General features: G+C 65.7%; 18 protein-coding genes. 8 read left to right on the forward strand and 10 right to left on the reverse strand.

Features of this window, described 5'->3' with window-relative positions; translation table 11 throughout:
* Positions 1-9 precede the first annotated feature (9 nt).
* The 8 genes from GO488_RS12770 to GO488_RS12805 all read right to left on the reverse strand — a co-directional run bounded on the left by GO488_RS12770 (position 10) and on the right by GO488_RS12805 (position 8,162).
* Positions 10-1,179 carry an ABC transporter ATP-binding protein gene (locus tag GO488_RS12770; RefSeq protein ID WP_162318212.1) on the reverse strand — a complete coding sequence of 390 codons (1,170 nt, stop codon included), beginning with the start codon at positions 1,177-1,179 and terminating at the stop codon, positions 10-12.
* The gene (locus GO488_RS12775) at positions 1,179-2,327 is read right to left on the reverse strand and encodes an ABC transporter ATP-binding protein (RefSeq protein ID WP_162318645.1); all 1,149 of its coding nucleotides are present in this window, start codon (positions 2,325-2,327) and stop codon (positions 1,179-1,181) included. The genes GO488_RS12770 and GO488_RS12775 overlap by 1 nt, the downstream gene beginning before the upstream one ends.
* 2 nt (positions 2,328-2,329) lie before the next feature.
* A complete protein-coding gene (locus GO488_RS12780; RefSeq protein WP_162318213.1) occupies positions 2,330-3,262 on the reverse strand; it encodes a carbohydrate ABC transporter permease in 933 nt (310 codons plus the stop codon).
* Between the two features lie 2 nt (positions 3,263-3,264).
* Positions 3,265-4,221 (reverse strand): carbohydrate ABC transporter permease, encoded by a 957-nt coding sequence (locus GO488_RS12785; RefSeq protein WP_162318214.1) that lies wholly within the window; start codon positions 4,219-4,221, stop codon positions 3,265-3,267.
* Positions 4,222-4,272: 51 nt separating this feature from the next.
* The gene (locus GO488_RS12790) at positions 4,273-5,610 is read right to left on the reverse strand and encodes an ABC transporter substrate-binding protein (protein WP_162318215.1); all 1,338 of its coding nucleotides are present in this window, start codon (positions 5,608-5,610) and stop codon (positions 4,273-4,275) included.
* A 179-nt stretch (positions 5,611-5,789) separates the two neighbouring features.
* Positions 5,790-7,025: a mandelate racemase/muconate lactonizing enzyme family protein gene (locus GO488_RS12795; protein ID WP_162318216.1), complete on the reverse strand. Its 1,236-nt coding sequence runs from the start codon at positions 7,023-7,025 to the stop codon at positions 5,790-5,792.
* 116 nt (positions 7,026-7,141) lie between these two features.
* On the reverse strand, positions 7,142-7,285 hold the full coding sequence (locus tag GO488_RS20230; protein WP_367398181.1) for a hypothetical protein: 144 nt from the start codon (positions 7,283-7,285) through the stop codon (positions 7,142-7,144).
* 13 nt (positions 7,286-7,298) lie between these two features.
* Positions 7,299-8,162, reverse strand: a complete 864-nt coding sequence (locus tag GO488_RS12805) for a fumarylacetoacetate hydrolase family protein (protein ID WP_162318218.1) — start codon at positions 8,160-8,162, stop codon at positions 7,299-7,301.
* Positions 8,163-8,260: 98 nt separating this feature from the next.
* Between GO488_RS12805 and xacF the strand changes: the two genes are divergently transcribed.
* The 6 genes from xacF (at position 8,261) to GO488_RS12835 (ending at position 16,586) form a co-directional block, all read left to right on the forward strand.
* A complete protein-coding gene (gene xacF / locus GO488_RS12810) occupies positions 8,261-9,706 on the forward strand; it encodes a 2,5-dioxovalerate dehydrogenase (protein ID WP_162318219.1) in 1,446 nt (481 codons plus the stop codon).
* A 977-nt stretch (positions 9,707-10,683) separates the two neighbouring features.
* Positions 10,684-11,418 (forward strand): DUF7260 family protein, encoded by a 735-nt coding sequence (locus tag GO488_RS12815; RefSeq protein WP_162318220.1) that lies wholly within the window; start codon positions 10,684-10,686, stop codon positions 11,416-11,418.
* A gap of 139 nt (positions 11,419-11,557) precedes the next feature.
* On the forward strand, positions 11,558-12,790 hold the full coding sequence (locus tag GO488_RS12820) for a BMP family lipoprotein (protein ID WP_162318221.1): 1,233 nt from the start codon (positions 11,558-11,560) through the stop codon (positions 12,788-12,790).
* 39 nt (positions 12,791-12,829) lie between these two features.
* The gene (locus GO488_RS12825; RefSeq protein ID WP_162318222.1) at positions 12,830-14,404 is read left to right on the forward strand and encodes an ABC transporter ATP-binding protein; all 1,575 of its coding nucleotides are present in this window, start codon (positions 12,830-12,832) and stop codon (positions 14,402-14,404) included.
* A 53-nt stretch (positions 14,405-14,457) separates the two neighbouring features.
* On the forward strand, positions 14,458-15,534 hold the full coding sequence (locus GO488_RS12830) for an ABC transporter permease (RefSeq protein WP_162318646.1): 1,077 nt from the start codon (positions 14,458-14,460) through the stop codon (positions 15,532-15,534).
* Positions 15,531-16,586 carry an ABC transporter permease gene (locus tag GO488_RS12835; protein WP_162318223.1) on the forward strand — a complete coding sequence of 352 codons (1,056 nt, stop codon included), beginning with the start codon at positions 15,531-15,533 and terminating at the stop codon, positions 16,584-16,586. The genes GO488_RS12830 and GO488_RS12835 overlap by 4 nt, the downstream gene beginning before the upstream one ends.
* 27 nt (positions 16,587-16,613) lie before the next feature.
* Here GO488_RS12835 and GO488_RS19840 read toward each other — a convergent pair whose 3' ends face one another.
* Entirely contained in the window at positions 16,614-18,725 is a 2,112-nt protein-coding gene (locus tag GO488_RS19840) for a hypothetical protein (RefSeq protein ID WP_194242921.1), read from the reverse strand.
* 252 nt (positions 18,726-18,977) lie between these two features.
* On the opposite strand from GO488_RS19840, the gene GO488_RS12845 reads away from it, so the two are divergent.
* A complete protein-coding gene (locus GO488_RS12845) occupies positions 18,978-19,520 on the forward strand; it encodes a halocyanin domain-containing protein (protein WP_162318224.1) in 543 nt (180 codons plus the stop codon).
* A gap of 13 nt (positions 19,521-19,533) precedes the next feature.
* Here GO488_RS12845 and GO488_RS12850 read toward each other — a convergent pair whose 3' ends face one another.
* Positions 19,534-20,118: a peroxidase-related enzyme gene (locus GO488_RS12850; RefSeq protein ID WP_162318225.1), complete on the reverse strand. Its 585-nt coding sequence runs from the start codon at positions 20,116-20,118 to the stop codon at positions 19,534-19,536.
* 120 nt (positions 20,119-20,238) lie between these two features.
* Here GO488_RS12850 and GO488_RS12855 point away from each other — a divergent pair, with 120 nt between their 5' ends.
* The gene (locus tag GO488_RS12855) at positions 20,239-20,610 is read left to right on the forward strand and encodes a NifU family protein (protein ID WP_162318226.1); all 372 of its coding nucleotides are present in this window, start codon (positions 20,239-20,241) and stop codon (positions 20,608-20,610) included.
* The last annotated feature ends 118 nt before the right edge of the window (positions 20,611-20,728 follow it).

Genomic DNA, 20,728 nt, shown 5'->3' on the forward strand with positions numbered 1-20,728 from the left:
CGAGGGCGATTACAGCCGAAGCGCCTGTTCGTCGAAGGTGAGCCGCCGGTCGTGGAGCGTCTCGCCGGTCCTCGTATCGAAGACGTGGACGGCGTCCTGCGGGAGCCGCACCGTCACGGTACTCCCCTCCTCGACCTTGTGTGACCCCTCGGTGATGGCGACGAGGTCCTCGGTCCCCTCCGTCTCGCCCGGGAACTCCAGGTGGACGACGTTCTGGTTCCCCATCGGTTCGACGACGGTGGCCGTCATCTCGAACTCGTGGGCGGCGTCGTCACCCGTACCGTTGACGGCGACGCCGGAGCCGGAGACGATCTCGACGTCCTCCGGGCGGATGCCGAGGATGATGTCCGTCGCGTCGCCGACGGCCCGCTCGATGTCGTCGGCGAAGGGGTACTCGACATCGTCGGAGACGAACGACGACCGCTCGTGTCGGCCGGACATGAAGTTCATCGACGGCTCGCCGATGAACTCCGCGACGAACAGGTTGGCCGGTTCGTGGTACAGTTCCAGCGGCCGACCGACCTGCTGGAGTTTCCCGTCGTTCATCACGGCGATGCGGTCGGACATCGTCATCGCCTCGGTCTGGTCGTGGGTGACGTAGACGGACGTCACGCCGAGTTGCTGCTGGAGCTGCTGGAGTTCGGTTCGCATCTCCGCGCGCAGTTTCGCGTCCAGGTTCGACAGTGGCTCGTCCATCAGGAACACTTCGGGGTCCCGGACGATTGCCCGACCCAGCGCGACGCGCTGTTGCTGACCGCCGGAGAGCTGGCCCGGTTTCCGGTCCAGCAGGTCCTCGATGCCCATCATCGACGCCGCCTCGGTGACGCGGCGGTCGATCTCGCTGTCGGACATGTCGGTCGACTCCTCCAGCCCGAAGGACATGTTCTCCCGGGCCGTGAGGTGGGGATAGAGCGCGTAGGACTGGAACACCATCGCGATGTCCCGGTCCTGGGTCTTCACGTCGTTCAGCGTCTCCGTCCCGAGGCGGATCTCGCCGTCGGTGATCGTCTCCAGTCCGGCGATCATCCGCAGCGTCGTCGATTTCCCGCAACCGGACGGCCCGACGAGGACGAGGAACTCCCCGTCCTCGATGTCGATCGAGACGTCCTCGACGGCGACGATCTCGTCCTCGCCGTCGTCGAACACCTTGGTCACGTCGTCGAGTGTCAGGCGGGCCATCAGACGTTCGTCACCTCCGCTTCGGGTTCGACGCTACGATTGTGCAACGCGTCGCCGGTCCTCGCATCGAAGACGTGGACGTCGTTCGGGTCGATAGAGACCACGACGGTCTCCCCCGCTTCGAAGATGTTCGTACCGCTGGTGAGTGCGTGCAAGAGGTCTTCCTCGTCGGTGTCTTCCGGGTGGTTCAGGTGCAGGACGTTCTGGTCGCCGTGGGGTTCGACGACGGAGACGTTCATCAGGAACTCGTGACCGCCGAGGTCCGCGGGGTCGGTCCCCTCGGCGGACTCGACTTCGAGGTCCTCCGGCCTGACGCCGAGGACGACGTCGTCGGTCCCCTGGACCGACTGGCGGATGTCGCCGTCGAAGGGGTACTCGACGTACGTCCCGACGAACGTGCCGTCCTCGTTGCGTCCCTCGACGAAGTTCATCATCGGTTCGCCGATGAACCCGGCGACGAAGCGGTTGGCGGGCTCGTGGTACAGCTCCAGGGGCGGGCCGACCTGCTGGAGCTCCCCGTCGTTCATCACGGCGATGCGGTCGGACATCGTCATCGCCTCGGTCTGGTTGTGCGTGACGTACACCGTCGTCACGTCGAATTCGTTCTGGAGCTGCTGGAGTTCGGTCCGCATGTCCGCGCGCAGTTTCGCGTCGAGATTCGACAGGGGCTCGTCCATCAGGAACACTTCGGGGTCCCGGACGATGGCCCGACCCAGCGCGACGCGCTGTTGCTGGCCGCCCGAGAGCTCGTCGGGTTTCCGGTCCAGCAGGTCGGAGATGCCGAGCGTCCCGGCGATCTGTTCGACGCGGTCGTTGCGCTCCGCCTTCGTGTATCCCTCCTCCTCTTCGAGCCCGAAGCGGATGTTCTGCCGGACGGTCATGTGGGGATACAGCGCGTAGTCCTGGAACACCATCGCGATGTCCCGGTTCTGCGGGACGCGGTAGTTCATGTGGTCGCCGGCGATGTAGATGTCGCCCTCCGTCGGCGTCTCCAGTCCGGCGAGACAGCGAAGCGTCGTGGACTTGCCACACCCCGAGGGGCCGACCAGCACGAGGAACTCGCTGTCGGCGATCTCCAGCGAGAGGTCGTCGACCGCGACCGTCTCGCCGAACCGCTTGGTCATGTGCTCGATGGAGATTCGTCCCACGCTCATCCACCTCCCGTCCGCAGGCCCTTCGCAAATTGCTCCGCGAAGGCGACGTAGATGATGAGAGTCGGAATCGCCGCGAGGAACGCCGCGGACATGCGGATCCCGAAGTCGATACCGGACGTCGAAGCGCCGACCGCCGGCAGGATGAGCGTCACGGGCGCTTCCGGCGTGTCGGAACCGGTGACCAGCGTGAACGCGAAGAGGAACTCGTTGTAGATCTGCGTGAACTGATAGATGAAGACGACGCCGAACATCGGCTTGGAGATGGGGAGAATGACGCGGCGGTAGATCTTCGAGATGGACGCGCCGTCGATCTTCGCGGCCTCGACGAGCGAGCTCGGGAGGCTCTGGTAGTACGACCGGAAGAGGATCGTACAGATGGGGATCCCGTACGCGATGTGCGTGATGATGAGCGGCACGAGGTTCGAGTGGTACGCCTCGAGGAACGGCAGCGCCGCGAACGTCGGCGCGAGCATCGACGCGAGCGGGAAGATGTTGTTCCAGAAGCGCGCCAGCGGCACCAGCACGGCCTGGTACGGCAGGAAGATACCGATGAGGAACAGCACCAACATCGCCATCTGGCCGCGCCAGCGGACCATCGTGAGGCCGTAGGCGGCCATGCTGCCAAAGAGGACGCTCCCGATCGTCGCCGGGATCGCCATGAACAGCGAGTTGAAGAACGCGCCCGAGAGTTGGTTCAGCGCGAACTGCATGTTGCCCCAGGTGAACCCGTCGGCGGACGGGGGCGCGAGCGGGACCGACCGCGCGACGGCTTCGTTGGTCTTGAACGCGGTCATGATACCCGTCTCCAGCGGCGCGAGGAAGAAGCCGATGAAGATGATGACCAGCACGTACTGGGCGATACGACCGAGGTTGACGTCCTCGACGAGCGATGCGACGTCGATGTTCGATCCCGAAGTGGATTGTGACATTGTTAGAGGCTCCCCTGTCTGTACTGGTAGTAGAGGTACGGTGCGATGACTCCCAGCGCCAGTATCATCAGGTACGTGGCGATGGTCGCCGCGTACGCCCACTTGCCGAACTTGAACGCTTCGCGGACCATCAGCGTCGCCAGGATGTCGGTCCCGTTCGGCGGTCGGTATCGGCCGGTGAGCGCGTACAGGAAGGTGAACGCCTTCAGGGCGAACACCATCAGGACCACGGCCGCGCTGACCGAGGACTCCTTCAGCTGCGGGACGATGATGCGCAGGTAGGTCTTGAACGTGCTCGCGCCGTCGACGCGAGCGGCCTCGAACTGATCGTCGGGGAGCGAGCGCAGGCCGGCCAGATAGACGACCATCGTATAACCGCTGAACTGCCAGATGAGCGCGAAGATTATCGCCCCGAGCGCGATGGCCGGGTTCCCGATCCAGTCGACCGGGCCGATTCCCAACGGCGTCAGGATGAGGTTCAACAGTCCGTTGTCGTAGTTGAACATCCAGAGCCACATCTGGGCCGTGACGACGAACGAGAGACTCATCGGCAGGAGGTAGATGGTCTGTACCTTGTCGTCGAACCGGATACCCTGATCGATGAGCACGGCGAGGATGAGTCCCAGGAAGAGGCAGATGGTCGTGAAAGTGACCAGCAATACGAGGTTGTTCTGGGTGGCCTGAACGAAGGCGTCGCTCCCGAATACCTGGGAGTACATCTCCAGGTCTAGGTTGCTCAGGCTGTAATCCGGCGGCGTCAGCCCGCGGGCGTCGGTGAGGGAGATGGCGACGTTGTATCCCATCCCGCCGTAGACGGCGATTCCCATGATGACGAACGGCAGTCCCCAGTACGGCGACGAACGGACGAAGTCGCTATTGAGGAAGTACCGTAACTTCGTCTCCCACTCGACGTCCTCGGAGGACGTCTGCGTGGCATCGGCTGTTTCGTGCGTATCCATATATGGACTGATTTCGCTCCTTCGTAATAAATCGTGCAGTTGTTCGGCGCGTTACTGTGAGACCGCGTCGAGCAGCGCGTCGGCCGCCGCGTCGGTGTCGTAGGGCCCCATCATGTTGTCGCTCATCGCCGTCTTGCACGCGCCCATCACCTCGGGCGGGACGGCGAGCCCGTGGGCGATGGTCGGGGGATATCGCTCGGAGCTGGTGAGGTCCTCGTAGGTCATCCCGATGAAGTCGCCGAGTTCGCTCGGGTCGATGTCCGTCCGGAGCGGGACGGAGCCCTTCAGGTTGTTGAACGCGATCTGGGCCTTCTTCGTGCCGACGAACGTCTCCCAGGTGACGGTCTGGTCCGGCGTCGGGTTGTTCGCGGGCGCGACGATGGCGTCGATGTGGTAGCCGTAGACGCCCTCGGTGCCGGGGAACGGGACCCAGTCCCAGTGTTCCTTGTAGTTGAACGAGTCGTCCACCCGGAACTGACCAGCGAGCCAGTTACCCTGGTGCATACACGCCACTTCACCGTTGATCATCTTCCCGCCGACGTCGGTGAAACTCACCGAGGACGCGTCGTTGGTGATGTAGTTCTGCTGGATCTCCTTGACGACCTCCAGCGAGTTGACGATCTTCTGCTTGTCGCCGTTGCCCTCGATGAAGTTCATGTAGGCGTCGACGCTGGACTGGCCCATCAGGACCTGCGCCCACAGCTGCAGGACGGTCCACGGGGCGACCATCGCCTGCCCCATCGGCGTGACGTCCGTCTCCGAGTCGATGGTCTCGAGCGCGCTCATCAGCGCGTCGACGCTGTCGAGGCTCTCGGCGTCGATCCCGGCCTCCTCGAACACCGAGATGTTGTAGAAGAGGTTGTTCATCCGGTGAGAGCCCAGCGGGACCGCCGGCATCTTCCCGTTGAACGTACAGAGTTCGACCGCGCGACTCTGCATCACGTCCTTGTATCCCGCCGCGTCCCAGACGTCCGATTCGAGGTTCATCAGGTGTCCCCGATACCGTTCGAGGTTGTTCCCCGGCCAGTTGGCGAAGGAACTCATCGGGTTGTTGTTCACCATCCGCCGCAGGATGGTCGCGTTCAGGTTGACGTTCGCGCTCGCCCCGACGGCCTGGAAGTTCGTCGGCACGTCCGGATGTTCTTCCTTGAACGCGTCGATGAGCGCGTTGACCGCGGCCTCACCATCCCCCCCGGCCCAGCCGTGGAGGACTTCGAGTGTGGCACCCGACTGCCCGCCGCTCGTGCCGCCGGTGCTGCCGCCGTCGCCGGAACCGCCGTCGCCGCCGTCGGAACCACCGTCGCCGCCGTCACCGCCGTCACCGCCACAGCCGGCGATCCCGGCCGCGGCCCCTGCGCTCAGCGCTGCGAGGTACTTTCTCCGATCCATGGTCCGGTCTGGTTTGTCACGTTTGACCATACAGGTATACGGGTTTGGCTGGTGGGATATAAAACTATCGCTCGTGGCGGTGAGCGGGCTACAGAAGGGCCGAGAGCGGAGTTCGAGCGACAATAGCGCTCGAACTGGTGCAACCGCCATCGGCGAGAGACAGACGCGGCGGCGCTGGGTTATGCCTCGTCGAACAGTTCCTGTCCCTCCACGAGATGCGCTTCGACAGCGTCCAGGTCGAGCGTCACGCCGAGTCCGGGCGCTTCGGGTATCTGCAGACGGCCGTCCTCGATGAGATTGTCCTCTTCGACCAGGTCCTCCCACCAGCCGAGTTCGTAGGAGTGGTACTCCAGCGCGAGCGCGTTCGGAATCGCCGCGCCGACGTGGGCCGACCCGAGCGTGCCGATGGGCGAGGAGACGTTGTGCATCGCCACCGGCAGGTAGAACATGTCCGCGAGCGTGGCGATCTTCGCCGACTCGCGCATCCCGCCGACCTTCGGCACGTCCGGCGCGATGATGTCCACCGCGTCGTCGGTGATGAGCTGGCGCTGGCCGTGCGTCCGGTAGACGTTCTCGCCGGCCGCGATGGGCGTCGCCGTCGACTGCGTCACGTCGCGCTGGACGTCGTGATTTTCCGGCGGCACGGGGTCTTCGAGCCACCAGACGTCGTACGGTTCGAGGGCCTCGGCGAGCCGCTTCGCGCTGCCGCTGCCGAACGCCCAGTGGCAGTCGAAGGCGGCGTCGGCCTTGTCTCCGACGCGCTCGGTGACGCGTTCGACGATCTCGACCTTGTGGTCAATCTCGGGCTTGCGGAGGTGGCGGTTCGCGCGGTCCTTCTCGTGGCCCGAGGGGACGTCCAAGTCGAACTTCAGGGCGTCGTAGCCCAGTTCGTCGACGACCCGTTCGGCCTCGTCGGCGCACGCTTCCGGGTCCGCTTCGTCCTCGGTGTGGCAGTCACAGTAGACGCGCACCTCGTCGCGGTACTTCCCGCCCAGTAGCTGGTAGGCGGGCACGTCCAAGACCTTCCCGGCGGCGTCGTGCAGCGCGAGTTCGATACCCGAGATGGCGGCGATGTCCTTGCCCGCGATCGAGCCCTCGCCGGACATCTTTTGGACCATGTGCTCGTAGAGACGGTCGATGTCGAGCGGGTTCTCCCCGACGACGAAGGGTTTCAGGCGCTCGATTATCTCGGGCAGCGCGCCGCCCCAGTAGGCCTCGCCGTTGCCGACGACGCCCGCGTCCGTGTAGACGCGGACGAGCGTCCACGGGTAATTGCCGTCGACGATGACCGTCTGTACGTCGGTGATCTCGACGTCGCGCCTCTCGCCGCGGGACTCCGTGAGTCCCATCGTCTCCCCCGAGAGGTCGCGCATCGTGTACTCTGCGTTGGGGTCACGCAAATCTGCGTAGTTCATGCGACACGCTGACCTGAACGTCTACGATTAAAACGTTTCCGGGACCCCTTCCCGTTCGGGGTCGTCGAGCGGGATAGTCGGCACTCGCGACCGGCGCACCGGCCGCCGTCCCGCGGTCAGTCCGCGCCGTGATACGGGACGTGCCCGCATCGCAGACACGTCCAACCGTCGACGGCACGCCGCAGCACCCGCGTGCGACACTGTGGACACTGATGGACCATGTGCGCCGATATATTTCGACAGCTAATAACTCTTGCCACGACGATAGTCGAATTATACGGTCGTCACGGGGTTGCTCAGGGTTCCGATTCCCTCGATCTCGATGTCGATGTGGTCGTCTTCCCGAAGCGTGAACCCCTCGTCGGGGACCAGCGGCGTCCCGGTGAGCAAGACGGCGAGTTCGGGGACCGTATTGTGGGCGGTGTAGTACGACACCAGTTCCTCGCAGGTCCGAACCATCTCGCCCGTGTTCGTCTCGTCGCTGTAGACGCAGTCGCCGTCGCGGTGGATCGACATCGAGAGCGTCAGCGAGTGGGGGTCCTCGACGTCGGTCACGACGCTCGGGCCGAGCGAACAGCAGCGGTCGTACACCTTCGCCTGGGGGAGATAGAGCGGGTTCTGCCCCTCGATAGAGCGGCTGCTCATGTCGTTGCCGATGGTGTAGCCCACGGTCTCGCCCTCGTAGAGGACGATCCCGAGTTCCGGTTCGGGAACGTCCCAGTCGGAGTCCGCCCGGATGCCGACGCGCTCGCCGGGTCCGACCGTCCGACTCGGCGTCGCCTTGAAGAACACCTCGGGGCGTTCGGCGTCGTAGACGTTCAGGTACATGTCGGGCGTGTCGCTCTCCTGCTCCCGGGCCTCCTCGCTCATCTTGTAGGTCACGCCGGCGGCCCACACCTCGTCCGCGGTGACGGGGACGGTGTGGTCGGCCTCGACGCGCTCTCGCGCGATCTCGTTCTCCTCGCGGACGTGTCGGGCCGCGATCTCGTCCGGAAGCACGCCCGCGACGCTCGCCGCACTGGCGAGGTCACGAAACGAGCGGAGCTGTGCCTTCGCCGCGGTCAGATCGTACAGACCGCGCTCTGTCGAGACGACTAACCTACCGGTGTCGTCGCCGTCTAGCTGGTGGTACTGCATACAGCGAGAGTACGATTAATAGTTAAAGTATGTTCGGGTACCGGAGAATAGCTGACCGAAACACTTCTATAGGAATTTCGAGAAACTCCGGATACGTGATGGCGTATCAGAACTTCATCGGCGGAGAGTGGTGCGACTCGGCGTCGGGCGAGACGACGCCGAGTCGGAACCCGGCCGCACCGGACGAGGTCGTCGGCGAAGTCCCGCGGTCGACGGCGGCCGACGCGACGGCGGCGGTGGACGCGGCGGCGGCCGCGAGCGGAGAGTGGGCGGCGACCCCGGGCCCGGAACGCGGCGCGGTCCTCCGTGAGGCGGGTGGGCTGCTCGAAGACCGACGGGACGATATCACTGAGACGCTCGTCCGCGAGGAGGGCAAGACGTGGTCGGAGGCCGCGGGCGAACTGCAGCGCGCGCTCGACATCTTTCACTACTACGCGAGCAAGGCCGCAGACGTCGGCGGCGAGGTGAGAGCCAGCAGCGCCCGGGAACGTCACCTCTACGTCGACCGCGAGCCGGTCGGTATCGTCTCGGCGATCACGCCGTGGAACTACCCCATCGCCATCCCGGCTTGGAAACTCGCGCCCGCGCTCGCCACCGGCAACGCCGCCGTCCTGAAACCGGCGACGGCGGGCGCGGTCACGGCCATCGAACTCGTGCGCTGCCTCGACGACGCCGGATTCCCCGACGGCGTCTGCAACCTCGTCACCGGCCCGGGCGACGCCGTCGGCGGCGTGCTCACGACCGACGACCGCGTGGACGCCGTCTCCTTCACCGGCAGCGAAACCGTCGGCGACATCGTCTATCAGGCCGCCGCGCCGGACCAGAAGCGCGTCCAGTTGGAGATGGGCGGGAAGAACCCCACCGTCGTCATGCCCAGCGCCGACGTCGGCGAGGCGGTCGATATCGTCGGCGGCGGCGCGTTCGGGACGACCGGGCAGTCCTGCACCGCCTGTTCGCGAGCCATCGTCCACGAGGACGTCCACGGGGAGTTCCTCGACCGCATCGTCGAGTACGCCGAGTCGCTCTCGGTCGGTCCCGGCATCGACGACCCCGATATGGGCCCCCACGTCAGCGAGGCCGAACTGACGGGCACGCTCGACTACGTCGATATCGCTCGGAACGAGGGCGCGACGCTCGAAACGGGCGGAAACCGGCTCGGCGACGACGAGCTGGCCGACGGGTACTTCGTCGAACCGACCGTCTTCTCCGATGTCGAGCCGGATATGCGGATCGCGCAGGAGGAGGTGTTCGGCCCGATCCTCTCCGTCGTCTCCGTCGAGAGCTTCGAGGACGCGCTCGACGTCGCCAACGGCGTGACGCAGGGTCTCTCCGCCAGCGTCGTCACCGACGACCTGCGGGAGGCGCATCGGTTCGTCCGCGAGGTTGAGGCCGGCGTCGTCAAGACCAACGAGAAGACGACCGGTCTCGAACTGCACGTCCCCTTCGGCGGCATGAAGGCGTCCTCCAGTGAGACCTACCGCGAGCAGGGCGACGCCGGACTGGACTTTTACACCATCAGTAAGACGGTCTATCTGAACTACTGACCGGGTTCGGCACGCCCGGTCAACGCCGTATTCCCCGTTCTTGTCGACAGCGGATGCGATCGACAATCCGTAGTGAATCGGCCTGAGCTCGTTACCGCAGCCATCGTTCACCTTCGGAGCGATGTTTTCCGTAGACTGGAAAATGAGTTCCAAATTACTGAACGGACGGAATAACAAAAGTACCCCAATTATCCAGAGTTCGTGAGCGTCGTTCACACGCTTCACAGACAGCCTACTCATAGAAAACCGCGCTTTCGAAGAATCGGCGGCGATGCCGACGAAGAGACACGATCGTCTGGTAGTTTGGAACTGTGTCCTACAATGCTGAACAGAGGTTTCGATAGCACACATATCGTATTTACTCACGTGAACGTTCCGTGGCGCGTCGTCCGGACGGTTCGCGACCACCGTCGTCGAGACGATCGTATCGTCCGAGATGTGGCTATTTCGACCGAAATTCTGGGCTTTCAGAAATATTATTCACTAAGTATATACGAAAATACCCTATATGGCCACAGATAGTTGTATATAGAACTATTATACTCATCAAAAATCTGTTTTCACTCGCAATAGTATCTCTCCTGTTCCTACTATATACCGCCATCTAGAAAGATTAGTCTGGTGTATCGAGTTTTTCCACCGCTCTCCGGATATTTTAGAACCTCTGGTCGATGTGATCGGAGACCGGTTCGAAGAGAAAATATCACCGAGAGACCGGTGAGACGAACGACAGTAACCGAGAAACGGAGAGAAGTCGCGAATCGACGTCGCTGTCGATCACCTCCGCAGAGACGACCAGCCGGGATGTGGCTCCGCACCGGCTTTTTCTACCTCCGTCACGAATACAGAGTAATGTGTCGGACGGCGGTCCGAACCGACCGGTCGCCGCGCGCTAGTATATAAATGCACCCGGCCGAACACCGGACGACCCCGAGATATGTAAAAGACTTATTGTTGTTACCGGCTAGCATACTGGTATGGCCGCTGTCTCCGACCCTGACGACTCCCTGCTGTTCGTCGACTCGTTGCGGGAGTACGTCCTCGAACCCCTGATCGCCGCCGAATCGATGGCCGCGCGCGAGCACACCGAGTTGACCGCCGAGCGCGACGCGTTTGCGGCGCTCCGCGAGCGAGTGGAAGCCGTCGAACCCGTCCAGACCGTGACGACCCAGTCGCCGTCGTGGTCGATGTCGTCGTCCGGTTCGACCGCCTGTGCCGAAGTCCGGACCGCGTACCGGGAGACCGTCATGACCGTCGACCACTACGACGAGGTGTACGACGAGCCGCTCCTCCAGAACGTCACGGCCGAACTCAGCCCGGACATCGGCGGCGCGCTCGACCCGGAGAGCGGCGTCCAGTTCTCCCCGCAGGTGAAACGACTGGTACTCGCGAGCGTCGAGGACTGCGTCGAGCGACGGACGGCCCTCTGTGAAGTCGTCGAACGCGAACTGGACGCGCTCGCCGACCAGAAGCGTGCCCTGATCGACCTCCTCGACGAACTCGACGGCTGTACGATCCCCGAGTGGTACGGCGAGTCCTTCGACGCGGAACTGACCGCGGTGATGTCGGCGCGACAGCGACACCTCCAGCACGGCTTACAGCAGTTCGAGGGGACCGAGTTCTGTTCGTACCTCTACGGCGACGAGGGGTGGACGCACCCGGTGTTGACCGCCGTCGCCCGCCTCCGCGAAGCGGTCGTGACCGACGAGTGAGCGCGTAGCGAGCGGTATTCTTCGAGTTCTCGGCGACGGCATCGCGGCTCCGTTTCCTCGCGAACGGTCCGATCGCGACGTAGTGTCATTCGGCAAAGAAATATATACCATAATTAAAAACCGTAGTACAGAACGGTCCATGACCGACGAAACAACTGACGGCGACCGGGCGACACCGGCGTACAGACGGCGACTGACCGCGAACGAGATCGACCGGCGAACGATCCTTCGGTCCGGGGCGGCGCTCCTCGGCACGGCGGGATTGGCCGGCTGTCTCACAGACGACGGAGACGGGGGCGATGGGGGCGACGGGAACGGTGACGGCGGCGACGGTACCGCCGGTGACGGCACGGGAACCGGCGACGGGACCTCCACCGGCGACGGCGGCAGCGGTGGGACCACCAACATCGCCATCGTCTCCAGTCCCGCGGGGTTCGGGGACCGGGCGTTCAACGACCTCGCGTTGGAGGGCTTGCAGAACGCCGCCGAGGAGTACGACATCGAACTCCAGCAGGTCGAGGAGACCGACCAGTCCCAGTACGGCACCGTCCAGTCGCGGCTCGCCGAGAGCCAGAATCCGGATTACGACCTCATCGTGCTGGTCAGTTACAACCACACGCAGGCGCTCCAGACCAACGCCGAGGAGTACCCCGACCAGCGGTGGATGCTCATCAACGCCCATGTCGAACAGCCGAACGTCGCCGGCTACACGTGGGCGAACCACGAGATGTCCTTCCAGGCCGGCGTGCTCGCCGGGACGATGACCACCCGAGAGCTGTCCCACGAAGGCAATACGCTGAACCCGGATAACGCGACCATCGGCTTCGTCGGCGGCGTCGACGGCGCGCTCATCAACGCCTTCGAGCGCTCGTACGTCGCCGGGGCCGAGTGGGTGAACGAGGACGTCGACGTCCGCGTCGGCTACATCGGCAACTACACCGACACGCAGACGGCGAACAACATCGCCAGCTCGCAGTACGACGCGGGCGCGGACATCGTCTACCACGCCGCCGCGGCGGCCGGACAGGGCGTCTTCCAGGCCGCACAGGACGCCCAGCGGTTCGCCGTCGGCGTCGATGCCGACCAGTCCGTGACGCTACCGGACTATCAGGACGTCATCATGGGCTCTGCGGTGAAGTACATCAACCGCGGCACCGCCGAGGTGGCACAGGCCGTCGTCGAGGACAACTGGGAGAGCGTGCAGGGGCCGAACGTCCTCGGCCTCGAAGAGGACGCCGTCGAGGTGGTCCTCGGGCAGGCCGTCGGGCCGAAACTCCCCGACGTCGTCACGCAGAACTTAGAGGAATCGAAGCAGGCCATCGTCGGCGGGGATATCACGGTCCCGTGTACCGCCGGTGGCTGTCAGGACTGAAGCGGTCACTTGTCTCGATTTATCGCCTTTACTACCACTATGACAACCGAAAACGCGGGCCAGTTCGCGGTGCGACTCGACGGCATCACCAAGCGGTTCGGCGACGTCGTCGCCAACGAGGGCGTCGACCTCGCCGTCGAATCGGGGTCGGTCCACGCGCTCGTCGGCGAGAACGGCGCGGGAAAGACCACGCTGATGAGCGTCCTCTACGGGCTCTACCGGCCGGACGCGGGAACTATCTCGGTCCACGGCGAGGAGCGCCGCTTCTCCTCGCCGCGGGACGCCATCGACGCCGGTGTCGGCATGATACATCAACACTTCCAGTTGGTGGATACGATGACCGTCCTTCAGAACATCGTGCTCGGTCAGGAACCGACCAGCGGCGGCTTGGTCGACCAGGCCAGTGCGCGCGAGGACGTGAAGGCCATCTGTGACACCTACGGCTTCGACGTCGACCGGTACCTCGATACGCGCGTCGAGCAGCTCGGCGTGGGCGTCCAACAGCGCGTCGAGATCGTCAAGAGCCTCTATCGGGGCGCGGAGACGCTCGTCCTCGACGAGCCGACGGCGGTGTTGACCCCACAGGAGGTCGACGCGCTGTTCGACGTGATGGCCGAACTCACCGACCGCGGGCGCTCGCTCATCTTTATCACGCACAAGCTCGACGAGGCGATGACGGCGGCCGATCGAATCACGGTGCTTCGGGACGGGAAGGCGGTCGGTACCGTCGACGCAGCGACCACCTCCCGCGAGGAACTCGCGCGGATGATGGTCGGCCGCGACGTGTTGTTCGAGGTGGAACAACGCGAGACGACGCCCGGCGACGTGCTGGTCGACGTGGACGACCTCCGCGTGCGCGACGACCGCGACCTCGAACAGGTCGGCGGCGTCGACGCCGAGATACGCGAGGGGGAAGTACTGGGGATCGCCGGCGTCGAGGGGAACGGCCAGTCCGAGCTCGTCGAGGCGCTCGTCGGCCTCAGATCGGTCGATGGCGGATCTATTTCGTTCGAGGGCACCGACGTGACCGAGACGAGCCGCCGCCGCCGCATCGAGTCCGGCATCGCCTACGTCCCCGAGGACAGACAGGAGGAGGGGCTCGTACAGGACTACACCCTCGCACGCAACGCGCTACTGGGCAATCAGACGCTCGACCCCTTCGAGCGCGGCGGCTTCCTCGATTGGAGCGCCGTGCGCGACCACGCCGACGACATCATCGACGCCTACGACGTACAGCCGAGTGACCGGGAGGCCGAGGCCGCGTCGCTCTCCGGCGGGAACCAGCAGAAGTTCATCGTCGGACGGGAGCTAGAGCGCGACCCCGCCTTCGTCGTGGCCTCGCACCCGACCCGCGGGGTCGACATCGGCTCCATCGAGTTCATCCACGACCGGCTGCTTGAGATGCGCGACCGCGGAATGGGGGTCCTGCTCGTCTCCTCGAAGCTCGACGAGGTCCAGAAGCTCTCGGACCGCATCGCCGTCATGTACGAGGGGCAGTTCGTCGACGTCGTGGACCCAGACGACGTGACCGAACACGACCTCGGACTACTGATGACCGGCGACTCACCGACGGACGACCGGTCGGGCGACGGCGACCGGGAGGTCGAACTGTGAGCGGCCTCGATAGCGGAAACGTCAGGGCGACGCTCGACCGAGCCGCAGACCGGATGGTCCGCGCCTCCGTCTTAGAGCGGTTCGCCATCGCGGTGGCCTCGACGCTGCTGGCACTCCTCTTGGGAGCCGTGATCGTCGCCGCGTCGGGCTACGACGCCGTCGAGTTCGTCACGGCGCTCGTCTACGGCGCGTTCGGGACCATCTCCAACGTCGCCTTCACGCTCCGGCAGACGACGATGCTCCTCCTCACCGGCGTGGCCGTCGCCATCGCGTTCCGGGCCGGCGTGTTCAACATCGGCGTCCAAGGACAGTTCGTCGTCGGCGGGTTCGCCACGGTCGTCACCGTCCTCTTCCTCGCGCCGTTCCTGCCGACCGGGGTCGTCGGCGGCGTCCTCCTGATGCTACTGGGCACCGCCGCCGCGATGCTCGTCGGCGGGGCCTACGCCGCCATTCCGGGCGTCATGAAGGCCTACGCCGACGCGAACGAGGTCATCACGACCATCATGTTGAACTTCATCGCCTCGGGCGTCGTCTTCTACCTCGTCGACAGCCACCTCCGGCCCGAGGGAGCGTCGGCCCCGAACACCGAGCAACTCCCGTCGTACGTCGACCTCCCCGGCTTCGCCTTCGGCAGTAGCTCTTTCTCGGTCATCGGGCTGGGCGTCGCTCTCCTGACCGCCGTCGTCGTCGCGTTCGTGCTCGGTCGCACCCGCTACGGCTACGACCTCGTCACCAGCGGCCACCAGGCGGCGGCCGCGGCCTACGCCGGCGTGGACCCGAAGCGCACCGTCGTCCTCACGATGACGTTCTCGGGGATGGTCGCGGGCCTCGCGGGCGCGATGTTCGCCATCATGATCCTCGGGTACTACAGCGACCCGAGCACGTTCCCCCGCTTCGGCTTCGACGCTATCGCGGTGAGCTTACTGGCCGCGAACAACCCGCTCGGCGTCATCCCGGCCGCCCTGCTGTTCGGCGGCCTCGACGCCGGCGGGCAGTACATCGGTTTCACGCTCGACGTCCCCCGTCAGTTGGTCGACGGCGTCGTCGGCCTCGTCGTCCTGTTCGTCGCCACGCCGGAGCTGTTTCGGATGGCCGGCCGGCGGACCGGCCTCGGAGGTGACGAGGAGTGAGCGTCACGGAGTACGCGAACCCCGTCCGCGTCACCGTCGGCGTCGGCCTGCTGGTCCTGTTCGTCGTCGGCGGCGTGGCGACCCTGCTCGATCTCCCCGGGGCGGAACTGCTCACCGTCGGGGCCGCACAGCGTGCCTTGCAGGCGGCCATCCCCATCGCGCTGGCGGCCATCGGGGGTCTCTACGCCGAGAAGAGCGGCGTGTTCAACATCGGGCTGGAGGGGTTCATGATATTCGGCGCGCTGGCGGCCGCCGCCACCGCCTCGATCGCCTCCGGTGAAGGTGCGGTCACGCAGGCGCACCTCTGGCTCGGCATCCTCGTCGCGGTACTCGTCTGCGCGCTGCTCACCGTCGTCTACGCGCTGTTGACTATCCGCTATCGGGCCGACCAGATCGTCGCGGGGCTGGCGGTCTGGTTCGTCGCGCTCGGGTTCGGGCCGTTCACCGCGACGGTCATCTGGGGCGGCGTCTCCAGTCCGTCGCTGCCGAACGTCGACGCGATCACCGTCCCGGTCCTCGCCGAAATTCCGGTGCTCGGGCGACTGGTCTTCGACTCCTCGCCGCTGCTGTGGCTCACGCTGTTTCTCACCGCCGCGGCGTGGGTCGTCCTCTATCGCACCCGCTACGGCTACTGGGTGCAAGCCGCCGGCGAGAACCCGCAGGCGCTCGACACCGCCGGCGTCTCCGTCAACCGCGTCCGCTACGCCACGGTTATCTTCTCCGGCGCGATGGCGGGGCTGGGCGGTGCCGTCCTCTCCATCGGCATCGGCAGCGGCTTCACGGGAACCGGCGTGACGATGGTCGACGGGCGGGGCTGGATCGCCATCGTCGCGTACCTCTTCGGCAACTACAACCCGGTCGGCGCGTTCGGCGCGGCGCTGCTGTTCGGCGCGATGGAGATGCTCCAGATCCAGCTCCAGACCATCGGCATCGCGCTCCCGGGCAGCATCACCGAGCTGTTCCCCTACGTCGCCGTGCTGGTGGTGCTCGCCGCCGTCGGCTACACGCGGATGCCCGCCGCCGTGGGCGAGCCCTACGAGACGGAGAAGTGAGCGACCCGCTGGCGGGGATTCACCGGTTCAGCGAACCGCCCGACGCACCCGCGCGACGACGCCGACGAGGACGAGCGCGACGAACGCCAGCGCCGCCAGCCCGAGGTCGAAGCCGGGGCCGTCACCTTCCGTCAGTCCGGTGCCGGGATTCCGGTCCCAGTCGTCGCTCTCGCCGACGCGCATCCGGCCCGCCTCGACGCCCTCGACGGCGACGGTCCCCTCCGTCGCCGGGAACTCCAGCGTCACGTCCTTGCGCTCGCCGGGCGCGAGCGAGACGTTACGAGCGGCGACCGCCTCGCCGTCGACGGTGACGGTCAGCGTCCGGTTCGCCGGGCGGTCGCCGGGGTTCTCGACGGTCGCCACGATACTCGTTTCGTAGCCCGATCGGGCCCAGTCCGGCGGGCTGGTCGTCTCGACGACGCTCACCTCGCCCGGCGCGAGCGAGACGACCGCCAGCGAGGAGAGACCGTCGGCGGTCGCGCGATACTGTCCCGCGTCGGCGTCGTAGGTCGTCTCCAGCGGCTGCCACGACCCGTTGGCGTATCGGTACAGCGCGACGCTGTCGCGCGAGCGATCGGTGGGGAGGGCCGACTCGTCGACCCGAACCGCGACGTCGACGCTCCGGACCGCCTCGTCGTCGGCACCCGTCTCGACCGGGACGTACCCCAGCACGTCACCACGGGCGACCGACGGAAGCGCGCCCGAATCCGCCCGCGCCGCTCCCACCGTCGACTGAACGCGTTCTCGTTCCACCGCGAAGGTGACGCGCATACCGGAGACGGCGACCGCGGACTGCCCGTCCGCCCGGAAGTCGGGCGTCACCGTCGTTCCGACCGCGGCGTTCCGGACGGTGAATCTGAGGCCGTCACCCGTCTGTGACTGCGTGACGAGCAGGGTCGACGAGTCGCGCTCGTCGGGCGGGTTGCCGTACCTCGGGCCGCTGTCTCCGCCGCTCTCGTCGCTCGCTCCGTCGTCGTCGCTCGATACCGATCCGGCGTCCGCATCGGCGTCGTCACCCGAGTCGTCTGGGGTCGGGGTGGCCGTGGGCGTCGGCGAGGGGGTAGCCGTCGGCTCGGGGGTCGGCGTTGCAGTTGGCTCTGGCGTGGCTGTCGACGTCGGCGTCGCGGTGGGTTCGGGCGTCGGCGTCGGTGTTTGCTCCGGAGTGACCGTGGGCGTCGGCGTAGCCGTCGGTGTCGGCGTGGCGGTCGGCTCCGGCGTAGCTGTCGGCGTTGGCGTCGCCGTGGGCGTCGCAGTCGGTTCGGGTGTCGGCGTGGCGGTCGGCTCCGGCGTAGCTGTCGCCGTGGGCGTCGCAGTCGGTTCGGGTGTCGGCGTCGCCGTTGGCTCCGGTGTCGCCGTCGGTTCGGGCGTCGCGGGCTGGTCGAATATCGGCGACAGGAGCGGCGGAAGCCCGGGAGTCGAAGAGGGCGGCTCCGTCTCGGTTTCGTCCGCTTCGTCCGCCTCGTCGGTCTCGGTCTGTGGATCGTCCGCCTCGTCGGTCGTCGCCGCTTCGGTGGCCGCTTCCGCTGTTTCGGTCTCCGTCTCGGTCGGCTCCTCGGTTTGCGTCTCTGCTTCAGTAGTTTCCTCGGTCGGCTCTTCCGTGGCAGTCTCGGTCTCGGTGTCTTCCTCGGTCGGCTCTTCCGTGGCAGTCTCGGTCTCGGTATCTTCCTCGGTCGGCTCCTCGGGAACCGTCTCTTCCTCGGTCGGCTCCTCGGGAACCGTCTCTTCCTCGGTCGCCTCCTCCGTCACCGGCTCCGCCGTGGATTCTGCAGTTGCCGTCTCGGCTTCGGTCGTCTCCGTCTCGGTCGCTTCCCGCGTCCCCTCCTCGTCGGTGGGCGACAGCAACTCGTCGATGAGCGACCCGATCCCGCCGTCGTCCGTCTCGGTTTCGTCCGCTTCGTCTCCGTCGCCGCTTTCGGTCTCACTCTCTGTCTCGGTGATCTCGTCGGCAGTCGTCTCCGATTCTGCCGTCGGATCTTCGGTCGCCGTCTCGGTCTCGGGACTATCCGTCTCCGTTTCCGGACTGTCGGTTTCGGTTTCCGTCTCGGTGGCTCCGTCGTCGGTCGCCGTCGGTTCCTCCGTGGCCGTCCCGTCAGTCGGCGTTTCCGAGTCGACCTGGAAGGTGGGCGACTGGTCCGCCATAACCACGCCGTGGTGTGTCGCGGTTGCCACCGGCGTCGCGCCAACGATCATCAGCGCGAACGCGAGAGAGAGGAGTAAGCGAGACGGCGAAATCCAGCCCATGGGGGACCGTCAGTCCATCGCGGGATTAGTTACACACAGGCAAGAAACCGATAAGCCGGCCTTATCGGCCGGCAGCTACGGAGTCCGGTAGCGAGATCGAGAGCCAATAAGAAGGGTGTAACTATCGACCAGCATATCCAATGTGAACATATGACAGTATTCGCTGTCTCTCGTCGTCAGGTACTGCAGACAGCGGCCGTCGTCGGTGCCGTCGGCGTGGCCGGATGCGGCGGCGGTGGAAGTGATGGTGGCGACGGTGGAGGCGGAAGCGGCGACGGCTCGATTTCCGCCGAAGACTACCCCAACGTCGACGAGTGGTTGACCGAGACGGAAATCGGCGGCGCGGACGACACGTACGACGGGTCGCTGACCGACCACCGCGACAACGCCAGCCTCACCGTCGACGTGGGTGCGGAGGGCAACGACGGGAACTTCGCGTACGCCCCGTCCGCAGTCGTCGTCTCGACGGGCACGGAGATCCGCTGGAACTGGACCGGTGAGGGGAACCCGCACAACGTCGAAGCGCTGCCCGAGGAGCAACTCGGCGAGTCCGACTACGAGTTCAGTTCGGGCGAGCCGACGGGCGGTTCCGGCGTGAAGTACACCCGGACGCTGGAGGAACCGGGCGTCGTGCTGTACCACTGCGAACCCCATCTCTCGCTGGGGATGAAGGGCGGAATCGCGGTGGAGTAACGGCGGTCAGCGCCTACTCGTCGGCGTCGCGCCCGAGGTCGTAGAACTCCTCGTTCGGCCGTATATCCGCGAGTTGCGCCAATCGGTTCGAGAGGTTGAAGAAGGCGGCGACGCTGCCGATGTCCCAGACGGCGCGCCGGCTGAAGCCGTACTCTTCCAGTCGTTCGAGGTCGCTCTCGTCTACCGCGGCCGGGTGTTCGGTCAGTTTCACCGCGAAGTCGAGCATCGCCTCGTGGGCCTCGTTGATGTCGGCCGTGCGGTGGTTCGTGGCGACCTGTTCGGCCAGCCGCGGGGCCTCGGCGTGGATCCGGAGGAGCGCGCCATGAGCGACGACGCAGTACAGGCAGTGGTTGTCGCCGCTGACCGCGACGATGATCATCTCTATCTCCGCGCGTTCGAGTTCCGTGTCCTCGACGAGCGCGTCGTGGTACTCGAAGAACGCCCGGAAGTGCGAGGGGCGATAGGCCATCGCTCGGAAGACGTTGGGCGTGAAGCCCGCGCGGTCGGTCTCCTCGTCGATTCGCTCTCGCACGTCGTCGGGGAGGTCCTCGCGGTCGGGGACCTGAAAGTGCCGCATCGGCGCTCCCGTGTCATCCATATACACACTAGCGTCAGGCAACGGTATCAAAGTTGACCCAGCAAGTTCTGGCCCTCCGAGCGGTCCCCCGGGCCCCTAGTCCAAAGGTCTATGTCTCCCCGGCCCCGACCTAGAGTCACCATGAGCACGGAGACAGAGGAGGCGGACGACCTGCGCGAGCGCATCACGAACTTCCTGCGCCGGAACTTCCCGCAGATTCAGATGCACGGCGGCAGCGCGGCTATCGAGGAGATCGACCGCGAGGAAGGCAGCGTCACCATCCGGCTGGGCGGTGCCTGCTCGGGCTGTGGCATCTCCCCGATGACCATCCAGGCAATCAAGACGCGCATGACCAAGGAAATCCCCGAGATCGAGGAGGTCGTCGCGCGCACCGGGATGGAACAGCAGGAGGGCATGGCCGGCGGTAGCGGCATGAACCCCTCGTTCCCCGGCGGCGACTCCCGCGGTGGCGACGTCGGCGGCGACGACGAAGGCCCCGAAGCGCCGTTCTGACGCCGGATTTCTCCCATTTTTCTCGGCCGGCGAGCGGCGGCGCTGTTACTCGACCTATCGAGGTGACGGAGAACAGCCTGGTGAGTTTAGATTCAAATATGGCGGATTCGGCCACACA

The organism is Haloarcula limicola (assembly GCF_010119205.1).
GTDB lineage: Archaea > Halobacteriota > Halobacteria > Halobacteriales > Haloarculaceae > Haloarcula > Haloarcula limicola.

Excerpts from the sequence above, each read along its gene's own strand:
- GO488_RS12770 (WP_162318212.1), bottom strand. The coding sequence starts at position 1,179 with ATGGCCCGCCTGACACTCGACGACGTGACCAAGGTGTTCGACGACGGC.
- GO488_RS12850 (WP_162318225.1), bottom strand. The coding sequence starts at position 20,118 with ATGGATGACACGGGAGCGCCGATGCGGCACTTTCAGGTCCCCGACCGC.
- GO488_RS12790 (WP_162318215.1), bottom strand. The coding sequence starts at position 5,610 with ATGGATCGGAGAAAGTACCTCGCAGCGCTGAGCGCAGGGGCCGCGGCC.
- GO488_RS12815 (WP_162318220.1), top strand. The coding sequence starts at position 10,684 with ATGGCCGCTGTCTCCGACCCTGACGACTCCCTGCTGTTCGTCGACTCG.
- GO488_RS12795 (WP_162318216.1), bottom strand. The coding sequence starts at position 7,025 with ATGAACTACGCAGATTTGCGTGACCCCAACGCAGAGTACACGATGCGC.
- GO488_RS12780 (WP_162318213.1), bottom strand. The coding sequence starts at position 3,262 with ATGTCACAATCCACTTCGGGATCGAACATCGACGTCGCATCGCTCGTC.
- GO488_RS12845 (WP_162318224.1), top strand. The coding sequence starts at position 18,978 with ATGACAGTATTCGCTGTCTCTCGTCGTCAGGTACTGCAGACAGCGGCC.
- GO488_RS19840 (WP_194242921.1), bottom strand. The coding sequence starts at position 18,725 with ATGGCGGACCAGTCGCCCACCTTCCAGGTCGACTCGGAAACGCCGACT.
- GO488_RS12825 (WP_162318222.1), top strand. The coding sequence starts at position 12,830 with ATGACAACCGAAAACGCGGGCCAGTTCGCGGTGCGACTCGACGGCATC.
- GO488_RS12830 (WP_162318646.1), top strand. The coding sequence starts at position 14,458 with ATGGTCCGCGCCTCCGTCTTAGAGCGGTTCGCCATCGCGGTGGCCTCG.
- GO488_RS12855 (WP_162318226.1), top strand. The coding sequence starts at position 20,239 with ATGAGCACGGAGACAGAGGAGGCGGACGACCTGCGCGAGCGCATCACG.
- GO488_RS12820 (WP_162318221.1), top strand. The coding sequence starts at position 11,558 with ATGACCGACGAAACAACTGACGGCGACCGGGCGACACCGGCGTACAGA.
- xacF (WP_162318219.1), top strand. The coding sequence starts at position 8,261 with ATGGCGTATCAGAACTTCATCGGCGGAGAGTGGTGCGACTCGGCGTCG.
- GO488_RS12805 (WP_162318218.1), bottom strand. The coding sequence starts at position 8,162 with ATGCAGTACCACCAGCTAGACGGCGACGACACCGGTAGGTTAGTCGTC.
- GO488_RS12785 (WP_162318214.1), bottom strand. The coding sequence starts at position 4,221 with ATGGATACGCACGAAACAGCCGATGCCACGCAGACGTCCTCCGAGGAC.